The 12,693-nt window shown below is 33.6% G+C and carries 9 protein-coding genes; 4 read left to right on the top strand and 5 right to left on the bottom strand.

Annotated elements, in window-relative coordinates; all coding sequences use genetic code 11:
- Nucleotides 1–8 precede the first annotated feature (8 nt).
- Nucleotides 9–1,427: an NADP-dependent phosphogluconate dehydrogenase gene (gene gndA / locus GFU89_RS01230; protein WP_318845400.1), complete on the bottom strand. Its 1,419-nt coding sequence runs from the start codon at nucleotides 1,425–1,427 to the stop codon at nucleotides 9–11.
- Between the two features lie 251 nt (nucleotides 1,428–1,678).
- On the opposite strand from gndA, the gene GFU89_RS01225 reads away from it, so the two are divergent.
- A complete protein-coding gene (locus GFU89_RS01225) occupies nucleotides 1,679–2,038 on the top strand; it encodes a prevent-host-death protein (RefSeq protein ID WP_318845399.1) in 360 nt (119 codons plus the stop codon).
- 165 nt (nucleotides 2,039–2,203) lie between these two features.
- On the opposite strand, the gene GFU89_RS01220 is transcribed toward GFU89_RS01225, so the two are convergent.
- Nucleotides 2,204–2,959: a response regulator transcription factor gene (locus tag GFU89_RS01220; RefSeq protein WP_318845398.1), complete on the bottom strand. Its 756-nt coding sequence runs from the start codon at nucleotides 2,957–2,959 to the stop codon at nucleotides 2,204–2,206.
- A 684-nt stretch (nucleotides 2,960–3,643) separates the two neighbouring features.
- Between GFU89_RS01220 and GFU89_RS01215 the strand changes: the two genes are divergently transcribed.
- Together GFU89_RS01215 and GFU89_RS01210 are read left to right on the top strand one after the other, a co-directional pair.
- Nucleotides 3,644–6,466 carry a T9SS type B sorting domain-containing protein gene (locus GFU89_RS01215; RefSeq protein WP_318845397.1) on the top strand — a complete coding sequence of 941 codons (2,823 nt, stop codon included), beginning with the start codon at nucleotides 3,644–3,646 and terminating at the stop codon, nucleotides 6,464–6,466.
- 49 nt (nucleotides 6,467–6,515) lie between these two features.
- Nucleotides 6,516–6,959, top strand: a complete 444-nt coding sequence (locus GFU89_RS01210) for a hypothetical protein (RefSeq protein WP_318845396.1) — start codon at nucleotides 6,516–6,518, stop codon at nucleotides 6,957–6,959.
- An 84-nt stretch (nucleotides 6,960–7,043) separates the two neighbouring features.
- Here GFU89_RS01210 and GFU89_RS01205 read toward each other — a convergent pair whose 3' ends face one another.
- Complete coding sequence (locus GFU89_RS01205) at nucleotides 7,044–8,462, bottom strand: hypothetical protein (protein WP_318845395.1); 1,419 nt, start codon at nucleotides 8,460–8,462, stop codon at nucleotides 7,044–7,046.
- A 270-nt stretch (nucleotides 8,463–8,732) separates the two neighbouring features.
- Between GFU89_RS01205 and GFU89_RS01200 the strand changes: the two genes are divergently transcribed.
- The gene (locus GFU89_RS01200; protein WP_318845394.1) at nucleotides 8,733–9,455 is read left to right on the top strand and encodes a T9SS type A sorting domain-containing protein; all 723 of its coding nucleotides are present in this window, start codon (nucleotides 8,733–8,735) and stop codon (nucleotides 9,453–9,455) included.
- A gap of 190 nt (nucleotides 9,456–9,645) precedes the next feature.
- Here the strand turns inward: GFU89_RS01200 and GFU89_RS01195 are convergent, their stop codons facing one another.
- The gene (locus GFU89_RS01195) at nucleotides 9,646–11,004 is read right to left on the bottom strand and encodes a helix-turn-helix transcriptional regulator (RefSeq protein ID WP_318845393.1); all 1,359 of its coding nucleotides are present in this window, start codon (nucleotides 11,002–11,004) and stop codon (nucleotides 9,646–9,648) included.
- Between the two features lie 143 nt (nucleotides 11,005–11,147).
- Nucleotides 11,148–12,584 (bottom strand): LuxR C-terminal-related transcriptional regulator, encoded by a 1,437-nt coding sequence (locus tag GFU89_RS01190; RefSeq protein WP_318845392.1) that lies wholly within the window; start codon nucleotides 12,582–12,584, stop codon nucleotides 11,148–11,150.
- Nucleotides 12,585–12,693: the final 109 nt, after the last annotated feature.

Below are 12,693 nucleotides of genomic sequence, written 5' to 3'. Positions count from 1 at the left end.
TCCGATTTTTAATTGTTTGCAGTTTGCCAAGAGGTATGGAATACTCCTTCTCTGTCAGTACGCTGATAGGTATGAGCTCCAAAATAATCACGCTGAGCCTGAATCAGATTCACAGGAAGAGAGTCTGTTGTGTAAGCATCAAAATATCCCAAAGCAGTCTGAATTCCCAAACTGGAAATACCATTTGCTGAGGCATATCCTGCGGTTTTTCTCAGGGCTTTGATTTTTGATTTTACCAATTCGGCAATATCGTGATCAAGAAGAATATTAGAAAGGTTAGGGTTTTGAGTATATGCTGAATAGAATTTTTCCAGCAATACGGAGCGAATGATACATCCTCCTCTCCAGATTTTCACAACATCTTTCAGGGGAATTTCAAAACCGTATTCTGCAGAGGCTTTTACCAGCAAAGACAATCCTTGTGCATAGCTGATTAATGTTGAAAGAAAAAGAGCATCACCCACTTCCTTGATAAACAATTCTGTATTTTCCGGCTTTGTGATTTCCTTTTCACCATAGAGTTGAGAAGCCTGAACTCTTTCTTCTTTATACGCTGATAAAATTCTTGAAGTTACCGCAATATCAATAGTAGGGATAGAAACTCCAATTTCCATGGCCTGTTCAGAAGTCCATTTTCCCGTTCCTTTTGCTCCTGCTTTATCTAAAATCTGATCAACAAGATAGTTTTCTGTGAATGAATCTTTCTGAGTAAAAATATCTCTGGTAATTTCAATAAGAAAGGAATTCATTTCTCCATTATTCCAGTCTCTGAAAACTTCATACAGCTGTTCGTTATTCAAACCCGCTCCTCTTTTAAGCAGGTCATAAGCCTCACTGATAAGCTGCATAATGGCATATTCTATACCGTTGTGTACCATTTTCACGTAGTTTCCTGCAGATCCTTTCCCCATATATGCTGTACATGCTTCGTTATCTACTTTTGCTGCAATGGCTTCAAGCATTGGCCTAAGAAGTTTGAAAGCTTCCAGATCACCTCCAGGCATTATACTCGGTCCTCTTCTGGCTCCTTTTTCTCCACCTGACACTCCCATTCCCATAAAATGCAGTTTTTTTGATGCCAGATCAGCAACACGTCTATTGGTATCTTCAAAGTAAGAATTCCCGGCATCAATTACGATATCACCTTCATTCAAAAGCGGGGTAATGCTTTCCAGCACTGCATCTACAGGTTTTCCTGCAGGAACCATAAGAATAATTTTCCTTGGGACTTCTAATGCAGATACAAAATCTTCTAAAGAGCCTGTACCTTTAACTTTCATTTCTGAAGCAGCACCATTCTCCAATTCTTTTACTTTCTCCTGATCAAGGTCAAATCCTGCGATTGAAAACCCGTTATCAGCGATATTATAAAGAAGATTCCGCCCCATTACTCCAAGGCCAACTATTCCATAACTATATCTTTCCATTATATTGGTATTAATATGAATTTTTAATTACAGAGAATAAAATTACGTAAATGGCTATAAGGAAAAAAATAAAGAAAGAAAAAAATTCGTCAGACTTCCGTTTTCCCCTCATTTATAAGCTACTAATATTCACATTTTCACACGATTTTCTTTTTACAGAATAAAATTCAATCATTATTATGGGAATGATCTATTAAAACAGTCTGTTTTTTGGCATAATTAAACTTATATTTGCCAAAATTTATAAAGTAATGAACTATAAACTTGAACTCAACACTCAGGAACCTAATTCTAAAATCGTTTTTAATACCATCAAATTTGATTCGTTCAAGATTAATATAGTTGAAAGATATATCGGGTCAATGAAGGCTCGTCCTACATTATGTGAAGTTTTATTTAAAGTAAGAACTATAGATGATGTAATTATCAACAGAAGAGATGGTAATATAAGAGTAAAGATAAAAGGTGATGATTTCGAAACGTATCAGAAATTATCCAGGGACCTGAATTCTTACGAGTACAAAAACAAATTGATCAACAGAAAAGAGGTGGAAGAGAATTATGTTCATTTCATCCTGAGTTTAGTGATCACAAATTATCAGCTTAATTAAGCTGCTCTGGGGATTGTCCTTCTATAATTCTGTAGTGGGACAATTTTCAAAAAACATACTGCAATAAGAACCAGGCAGTTCTTATTATTTAAAACCTGGAAATTACCCGGAAAAGAATATTTTATTTTTCAGTACTTTCGGTTTGAAGACATTTAAAAACAAAGTTTAAATTAATTTATTCGTTATTACGTAGGATATTGCTTCGATAATATTTTTCACGCCAATTCTTTCAAACAATTTACTCCTGTGAAACTTTATGGTGCTGGGTGAAACGCACAATTGTTCCGCAATTTCTTCTATTTTCAATCCCTGAAGATAAAGTCTTATAATTTCTATTTCCCTTATTTTTAAAGTAATTTTACATTCTTCAGTCCATTTTCCCGTAAAGAGATTATACTTCCAATACGTGTCTGAGGTATTGGATATGATCCGGATATTTCCTGCAGTCCGATTAAGGGAATAGGATACTACGCAGGCTATTTTAGAAATTTCTCCGTCATCATCAAGTTCTATGGGTGTAATTCTATGATTGACAAGTACATCTGCACTATTGGCATATTTAAGATGGAAATCATAAGTAATGGTGTGTGCTTTTTTCTCTTCCAGTGAAAGACATTCAAAGAATTTAAGGCCATAAATACTCACTTTTCTTAATATTTCAAAATCCTCCTTCTTGGTGTATTTCCGAAAAAAATTATATCCCATTTTTTTAACCTCAGCAGCCCGAAAACCCGAAAAAAGAAGGGGATTTTCTGAAATAAATTCTAATTTTTCGGTTTTAAGATCTGTAATAAAAACAGTCCCCAAACTGTTTCCCAATACCGCTTTGAGCACATTAAAATATTTGTTTGTACTTTTTTCTTCAAAAGTTGATACATCAGACGCCTTCCTGGGATACAATGAATTTATTTTATCACTCATATTTTTAACATAATAATAGGGGTGAAAAACTTTTTTTTATTGATTACTTTTTGCAAACATATTCATAATTAAGTTAAATAAAAAATTCATTAAAACTTAATTATAATTGAATCTAATTCCATAAAACATTTATTTAAATAATAAAAAAAACACATAAAAATATTTTTTTTATTGAATTTTTTACATACAAAAACAAACTCTACTGCATTATATACACATAGAAATGGAATTAAGCTGAAAAATCAAAAAAAATATTTATTCTTAAAATAATACTTATGCATTCTCCTTACTGTAAGCACTTCAACATAAGTTTACCCCAAATTAATTCATCAAACTTTGATTTAAAACTATACAAAAGTATAGTCATTTTTTCTTTTTATTAAATTATTTTTACACTAACTATAAAATAAAAATTAACCTATAGAAATGATAAAGATCAAAACCTACTCAAATAATAGGCGCTCAAGTGAACAAGTTTGTATATGAAACCATCAAACTGATATTGATTTGCCTCTGAAGCTATTTCCTCCTACTTAGATACCGTACTGATTTTATTATCCATTGATCACTTTTTTAATAGAAATAATAAATGGTAACACAACAATTCATAAAAAATTAATAAATGAATCATAATCATTTTTTAAAAAAGAATTCGTAATTTTTAGAATCAAAATTCAACAATGCATGAAGAACATTTTATTTAGTTTATTGTTCCTAGTATTGGGCATCCCCATTTTGGCTCAAAGAGACACAGACCATTGGTTTGCCCCTTATTACGCCTCTGTAAATTATACGCAGGCATTATATCTTTCTACCGACTCTACAACTCCTTTTGTTGTTACCATTAACAGCAATAACGTTCCTATTGGTAATGTAACCATCAGTAAAGGGGCTCCTCAGACTTTTGTAATACCGGCTGGAATTATAGCCGCTAATGTTAAATCAGATGCCTTTACTACTATCAACAAAGGTTTATATGTACAAGGAACCAAACCATTCTACTGTTCATTAAGAATGGTAAGCAATACTACACACGCTGAAATTATAACAAGTAAAGGAAAAGCTGGGATCGGCAAAGAATTTTATGTAGCCGGAACTCCTACTACCGCATCATCAACTTTATATAACTTCACTGCAGGTATATTGGCAACAGAAAATAATACAGTTATCACTACTACATGGAACGGAAATGTAACTTTTTTTGGAGGAATACCAGCAGCCCACTCACAAACAATTACTCTTAACAAAGGACAATCTTTTATTTTTGCAGGAGGTCCGGGAGTGGGAGGTCAAAACCTATCGACTTTTATTGGAGCTAAAATTGTTTCAGATAAACCAATTACACTTACCAACGGAAATGTCAATGGAAATTTTGGAAGCAATACCAGTATGGGATCAGATGCGATTCTTGATCAATCGGTACCTACAGAAAGACTTGGAAGTACTTTTGCTATGGTAAGAACAAGATCTACCAATCCAGATCTTGAAGGTGGTATCATCGTAGGAACTGAAAACAATACCCAAATATTCGTTAATGGCTCTAACACTCCTATTGCAACCATCAACAGTGGGGAATTTTATAGAATTTTAGGAAGCAACTATGTTCAGCAGGGAAATTCCGGACACTTTAATATGTTCATTACGACTTCAAAAAATGTCTATTTATATCAGTTGGTTTCCGTGAATAATAGCAGTGCAACCTGTGGTTTCAACTACATCCCACCATTGAACTGTTTTTTACCCCGAAAAATTGAAGAAATTGGAAAAATCAACGAAATGCCAACGGGGCCAGGAGTAACAAGTACCGTCCCAACAGGAGCTGTTGTAAAACTGAATATTTTAACGGAAACAGGAGCTAATGTAACGATAAACGGAAATTCCCCCACCGCTACAGAAGGGCCTTTCGCATTGACAGGAAATAGCAGCTGGGTGACGTATGCTATCCCATCTATTACCGGAAATATAACAGTGGTTTCTGATAAAGCTGTAACAGCAGGTATTAACGGTGGTTACAGCACATCCGGATACGGAGGTTATTTTGCTGGTTTCTCTTCTATCCCACTGATTTCAAAAAAAACAGGAGATTGTATTCCGGGTATTGTACTGGAGGTAAATGACAGCTACGACACCTACCAATGGTTCCTGAACGGAAACCCTATTACTGGAGCTAATACCAATACTCATACTCCATTGGTTTCAGGGAATTATACAGTAAAAATTGCAGTAAGTACTTGCCCACCCGCAACTACCCCGGTTTATAAAGTATATACATGTCTTCAGGAGTCTACAAAGACAGTTACTGTTTGTGAAGGACACCAGACTATCGTACCAGAATTTACCAATTCTACCCAAACTTATGTTCCGAGTACGGTAACTATTAATACTCCTCCCACAAACGGGACAGCTACCATTGATGCAGCAGGAGTGATTAATTATATCCCAAACTTCGGTTATCTGGGTACTGATACTATTGTTTATAAGTTTTGTGGAAACAATCCGGATTTTACAGATTGTGAGCAGGTAACTTTAACATTAACCGTTTCTGAAAGCCCAATCGTCAAAGATGCAGCCCTGAGATCCTGTTTCCAGCCCTCTAATCCAATGCTTGGCGCATTTAATTTAACAACAGCAGGAGTTAATGTGCAACCAGGAACTATTAAGCAATATTACCCCTCTCCTACCGATGCACAGAACGGGACAAACGAAATTCTTACTCCAGCCAATTACATTGCTCCTAACGGAGTGGTTTACATTAAAGTAAGCAATACCAACGGATGCTACAGAATTGCAGAAGTGACTCTTACCGTTATTGCTCCTATGTACTCAGAAGTATTAAAAGATAAAATTATCTGTATGGAAAATACGACCACGTTGGATGCAGGATCAGGCTATACCTCTTATGAATGGAGTACAGGAGCGACAACACAGTCCATCAAGAATGTAGGGGTTGGAACGTATTGGGTAGATCTGAAAACCAGAGAATGCACCACCAGACAAACAGTGAAGGTATATGCTTCTGAAAACCCTGTCATTTTGAATGTTAACATTAACAATAATACGGTTACTTTAGACGTAATTGCAGGAACAGCACCTTATCAATATTCCATGGATAATATCAACTGGCAGAATGAAAATGTATTTACCAATATATCCCGTGGAAGCCATACTTTCTATGTAAAGGATTCATACAACTGCGTTCCTATACAGGTAGAAATTACTGTTCCTAATCTGATCAACATCATCACACCGAATGGTGATGGGATCAATGATGTCCTTGATTATTCTGCTTTGGCAAATAAAAACAATTTCACATTTAGTATTTATGACAGATATGGAAGTAAGCTTCATGTAGGAAGTAAGTTAAACGGATACAAATGGGATGGAGCCATGGATGGTAAAAAAGTACCTACCGGAACTTACTGGTTTGATATGGGCTGGAATGAAAACAACACAAAACAAACTCCGATAAAATATACGGGATGGATTGTAGTAAAAAACAGAAATTAACCCCATCTTCCACAATCAATCATTAGACATTTAAACCTCTATTTTTATTATGAAAAAATTATTATATATATTCTTCTTTATTACTACTTCAGCCATACTTTGGGGTCAGAAAAACAGCAGTGTACAATTTGCTGTTTATAATGACGCTGTGGGAACTGCCAGCATGTTTGATCTTTACAAAAGCAGTATTGAAAAAGTAAATGTTTTTAAAACCAAGGCAAGCCTTCCTGCCCACTTAAAAAAGTTCGATTATCTGGCTGATAAAGGTTTAATAGAGATCAAGTTTAAAAAAAATGCAGGATATCCTGATAGTTTATCATTGGAAATGCTTAATGAGCAGAGCAATCTTCCTAATGACAGACCTGTATTTATTGAAGGATACCAGTTTAATGATACCACCACCAGGGTCTATGTTGAAATGATCAGCAACATTGAACTTGCAGATTTTAATGGACAAAAATGTATTCATATTTCCACCATAAAAAATAAATGAGTAGTATTGACAGGATGTTAATTTAAATAAAAGAGACTATTTCCTAAGTGAAATAGTCTCTTTTATTTTGATATCTATTATTCTTTATTTCAACAATCTGGAAAACCACACATAAATATCTATATCACCGGAAATATTCAATTTTTTCCTGATATAATATTTTTTGGTTTGTACGGTCCTTACTGAGGTAAATGTGTATTCTGCAATTTCTTTTGTAGAAAAATTCAGGTATATGTAGGCGCAAAATCGTATTTCCGTAATTTTTAAATCTGAAATTGTAAGGAGCTTATCCGAAAAATGGGGGCAGTATTCATTGAAACGGATCAGGAACTCAGGGTTATTTTCTTTAGCAAGCTGTATTACTTCTTTAAAAATACACTCCTGTACCGGTAATTTGTGTGGTATATCTATTTTATCCAGGTTTTTACTTTTATATTTTTTGTAATAGTGCAAGAACAGGAATATAAAAAGAACACCTATTACTCCGCTGACAAATAAAATAAACATAAGGCCGTGTGTTAGTTTTTTTCCATTTTTTTCCTCTGCCTCATCTTTTTTATCAATGATATCTTTTAGGACCTGATTTTGTTTTTCTTTTGCCGTTTGAATGTCCAATAACTGATTTACATAGTACGCTGTACTGTCTTTTTCCTTCATTTCTTCATACAAACTCTTCAATTCTTTGGCTACAGACTTTTGATGAAATTCATCTTTAAAATGATGTCCCGCAATTTTTTTACAGATCCACAGATAATGCCGGGCACTTTTGAAATCTTTAACAGCTCTATAATATTTTGCTGCATTGAACAGATTAAAATATATTAAACTTTTATTATCATTTTTTTTAAGATCGTTAAGGGATTCTTGAATATAACCTTTTGCCAGATCAAGCCTGCCCATATCAATATATATTGCAGCCAGGTAAGAGGTGGTCATCAAGCTCCAGCTCAGCTGTGCTTTGTGAATTTTATATCTGTGATTTTTATTTTCTCTGTATATTTTTGAATATTTATAAGCGATTTTTATTTTTTCCAGTGCTTTTTCCCTTAGATTCATTTCATTATAAAACCCCGCGTACTGCCAATTGATCAGATAAGTGTAATACGCATTTTTTTGCTTTATTGTCTCTTCATAGATTTCATCCAGAAGGCCAAAGGCCGTAACCCTTTCTCCCAGGTTATAATAAAGCATAGATTTAATCATATGCTGATATAAAACGATTTCAAAGTCTGATTCTTCATTAATCAGGCCTTCTTTATCCACTTTATCAATATAATGAAATGCTTTTTTCACCTCATTATTTTTATTGTATATGTTGGCTATTTTAAGGTAGCCCAATGCTACACCATCATAATAAGAATACTTTCTGCAAATGGTAACAATACTGTCAATTTCATGTATCTCTTTTGATCCTGCAGTACAAAACTCAATATCAAACAGGATACTTTTTAGTTCTTCTTTCGTTTGCTGCGAATAAAAAAATGAGGAAATTAAAAAAAACAAGAAGGTCAGCTTTTGTGTCATGGCTTATTCGTAATCTGAAATACAATATTAATACTATCCTTCTACCATACCACTCAAACCACCTACGTATCACATACACAATATTACAAAAATACAATTAAACACCATTTAAATTACAGATTTAGCAATTACTTTTGCCCCGAAAATTATTCTATGCTTTTGCTATAAGACAGAAAATTGATCAAAATTTAAAACAATAACTCATTATAAAATCTAATCAGATAACCACTTAAAACTCTATTAATTATTATGAAAAATTTATTACCCTATGTATTTTTATTTGCCGCCATATTGGTAAGGGCACAAAATGACAACTGCTCAGGAGCAACATCCCTGACTGTAGGAACAAACTTTGCTTCAGCAGCTATTACAACCAACAATACAAGTGCTACAACAGATGGCAATCTTCCTTCTTGCAATCCTGATGCTGTTGAAAATGTCTGGTTCAAGGTAGTCGTTCCTGCAAGCGGAAACTTAACGCTGGAAATAAGGGAAACTGCAGGATCTTCATTTGATGATTCTGTACTTACGGTTTATAGCGGTTCTTGCGGTTCTTTAACAGAAATTGACTGTGATGATGACAGTGGCGAGGATTTTTTTTCTATGATTTCATTAACAGGCCAGACTCCAGGAAACACACTGTATGTAAGTGTATGGAAGTATGACTCCAACACAGATAACGGAGAATTTCAGATTTCAGCATATGACGACAGCCTATTATCAACTCATGAAGTTGTGAACAGCAAAAACAATATTACAGTATTTCCTAATCCATTCAATGATACCATTACCATTTCTGACATTTCAAAAGTGAAGTCGGTTTCGGTTCTGGATGCTTCAGGAAAATCTGTTAAAACCATTGAAAAACCCACATCTCAGATGTATTTGAATGATTTAAAATCAGGACTGTATTTCATTACTTTAAAAATGACGGACGGAACTGTAAAAACAATAAAAGCGATCAAAAAATAACACCTATTTATTCAGAATCAAAAATAGTTTTTAATAATTAGGAAATCGTGTACCTGCAGGTTGCGTGTTATTTCCCTGCAGGTACTTTTTAAAATTTTAAATTCAAAACAATTTATACTTTTTCACATTGACCACAAAGGTTATTTCATTGATGGAATAGCCTTTGTTTTTTTACAGATATCTTCAGTCTCTATTTCAATAATTTAGAAAACCATATATAGATGTCCATATCACTGGGAATATTCAGCTTTTTCCTTAGATTATACTTTTTGGTCTGCACCGTTCTCACGGAAGTAAACGTGTAATCTGCAATCTCTTTGGTAGAAAAATTCAAATAGATGTAAGCGCAGAATCTTATTTCCGATATTTTTAAAGGAAAAACTTTCAATAGCTCTTCTGAAAAACGGGGATAATATTCATTGAAACGGGTCAAAAACTCAGGATTGTTTTCTTTGGCAAGCTCTATCACTTCCTTAAAAATACTCTCCTGTACCGGTAATTGATGAGGTACATCAATTTTGTCCAGGTTTTTACTTTTATGCTTTCTATAGTAGTACAGGAAAAGGAAGATAAAGAGAAGGCACACAACAATACTCAATGACAGAATAAAAAAAAGCCCCTTTGTTTCCTTCTTTCTGTTGGTATTTTCTAATTCATTCTGTTTGTCCACATGATCATTCAATGTTTGATTTTGCCTGCTATTGGAAGACTCTATATCCAACAGCCAATTGGAATAATAGGCAATACTGTCTTTCTGCCCCGTGCTTTCATACAGATTCTTAAGCTCTGTTGCTGCCGACTTTTGATAGTTTTCGCTTTTATAATAGTTATTCGCGATATTTTTACAGATCCATAAATAATGCTGAGCTTCCGGAATTTTCTTGATGGATTTAAAATACCTGGCAGCAAAATAAGAGGTAATATACCGTATTCCTATTTCATCTATCTTTTTTTCATTCTGAATAGCTTCCTCAATATAGATTTTTGCAGAATCAGGCTTATTGAGTTCAAGATACATTCCCCCCAGATAAGGTGAGGTTTTATAACTGTTGCTTAACCTGTTCTTGTCTATCCGATAGCGGTTATCTTTGTTTTCTCTGTAAATTTTAGAATATTTGTAGGCTGTTTTGTAATGTTTTAATGCCAGTTCTTTTTTATTAGTTTCATTATAAATTCCGGCATACTGCCAATTGATCAGATAAATAAAATAAGCATTATTGGTTTCCATCACGTCATCATACATTTCGTCCAATTGTTTCAGAGAGGTGACTCTTTCTCCTAATTTCTGATACAATAAGGATCTTTGAAGATGGAGATAAAATATAACTTCAAAATCAGTATCTGAATTGATGAGACCCTCCTTTTCCACTTTATCAGTGTAATAAAAAGACTTCTTCATATCACTGTTCCGGTTGTAGATATTTGCAATTTTAAGATATCCTAACGCAACACAGTCATTATAATGTTTTTTTTGACAGACCTTAATAAGACTGTCAATTTTCTGCATCTCTTTTTGCCCTGCAGTAGAAAACTCTATATCAAATATCATATTTTTTAGTTCTCTTTCAGTCTGCTGTGCATAAAACAAAGAAGAAATCAGGAAAAACAAAAAAGATAATTTTTTTATCATAACTACATCATAATTAAAAATATACACATATCACAACTCATAATATCAAAAGCAAATGGGCTTTATTTCAATAATTTGGAGAACCAAACGTAGATGTCCATATCACCGGGAATATTCAGCTTTTTTCTTAGATTATACTTTTTCGTCTGCACTGTTCTCACTGAGGTAAATGTATAATCTGCAATCTCTTTGGTAGAAAAATTCAGATAGATATAAGCACAGAACCTTATTTCCGATATTTTTAAAAGAGAAACTTTTAACAGCTCTTCTGAAAAACGCGGACTGTATTCAAGGAAACGGGTCATAAACTCAGGATTGTTTTCTTTGGCAAGCTGTATCACTTCCTTAAAAATACTCTCCTGTACCGGTAATTGATGAGGTATATCAATTTTGTCCAGGTTTTTACTTTTGTGCTTTCTATAATAATACAGGAAAAGGAAGATAAAGAGAATACATGCCGCAATGCTTACTGATAAAATGAAAAAAAGCCCATTTGTTTCCTTTTTTCTGTTGATATTTTCTAATTCATCCTGTTTATCTACATTATCATTCAGCGTTTGATTTTGTTCACGGTTTACAGCCTCTATTTCCACCAGCCAGTTAGAATAGTAACCAATACTATCTTTTTGGCCAATACTCTCATATAAAGCATTAAGCTCATCTCCCACCGCAATTTGATAGTTCTCGCTTTTATAGTAATTTTTCGCAATATTTTTGGAGATCCACAAATAGTGTTGGGCTTGTTCAACATTTTTAACTATTCTGAAGTATCTTCCCGCAAACAGAGAAGTAACATACTTCAAACCAATATCATCCACCTTTTTTTCGTTCTGAATGGCTTCTTCAATATAAATCTTGGCAGAATCCAATTTATCAAGGTCAATATATGCACCTGCAAGATAAGCAGAGGTTTTATAACTGTTGCACAATCTGTTTTTATCTATCCGGTAGTGGTTACCTTTATTGTCTCTGTAGATTTTTGAAAATTTATAGGCAATTTTACTATACTTTAATGAGAGCTCTTTATTAGTTTCAACAAATTTATCAGCATATTGCCTGTTGACCAGATAAATAAAATAAGCGTTACCTGTTTTCATTGCTTCATCATAGATTTCATCCAATTGCTTATAAGCAGTAACTCTTTCACCTAATTTCTGGTACAAAAAAGATTTTTGCATATGGAGATAAAAAATGACTTCAAAGTCGGTATCTGAATTGATGAGATTGTCTTTTTCTACTTTATTGATATAATGAAAAGATTTCTTTGTATCATTCATTTTATCATAGATATTCGCAATCTTAAGATATCCTAAGGCGACACAATCATTGTACGAGTCTTTATTGCAAACCTTAATAAGACTGTCAATCTTTTCTATTTCTTTGGGGCCGGCAGTAGAATAGTCTATATCAAACAATACATTCTTTAGCTCTTCTTCTGTATGCTGTGAATAGAAAAAGGAAGAAATTAAAAGGAATAAAATAGTTAGTTTTTTCATCATAATATTTTCAAAATAAAAATGCAATATTAACACTACACTATTACCACATGATCTAAAATACATACGTATTACATACACAATATAGGAAAATCGCAAAACAACATTGTTT

It is taken from the genome of Chryseobacterium sp. JV558, from assembly GCF_033712365.1.
Taxonomy (GTDB): domain Bacteria; phylum Bacteroidota; class Bacteroidia; order Flavobacteriales; family Weeksellaceae; genus Chryseobacterium.
Note: the sequence above shows the minus strand (reverse complement) of the source record. Positions and strands in the feature narration are given on the sequence as shown.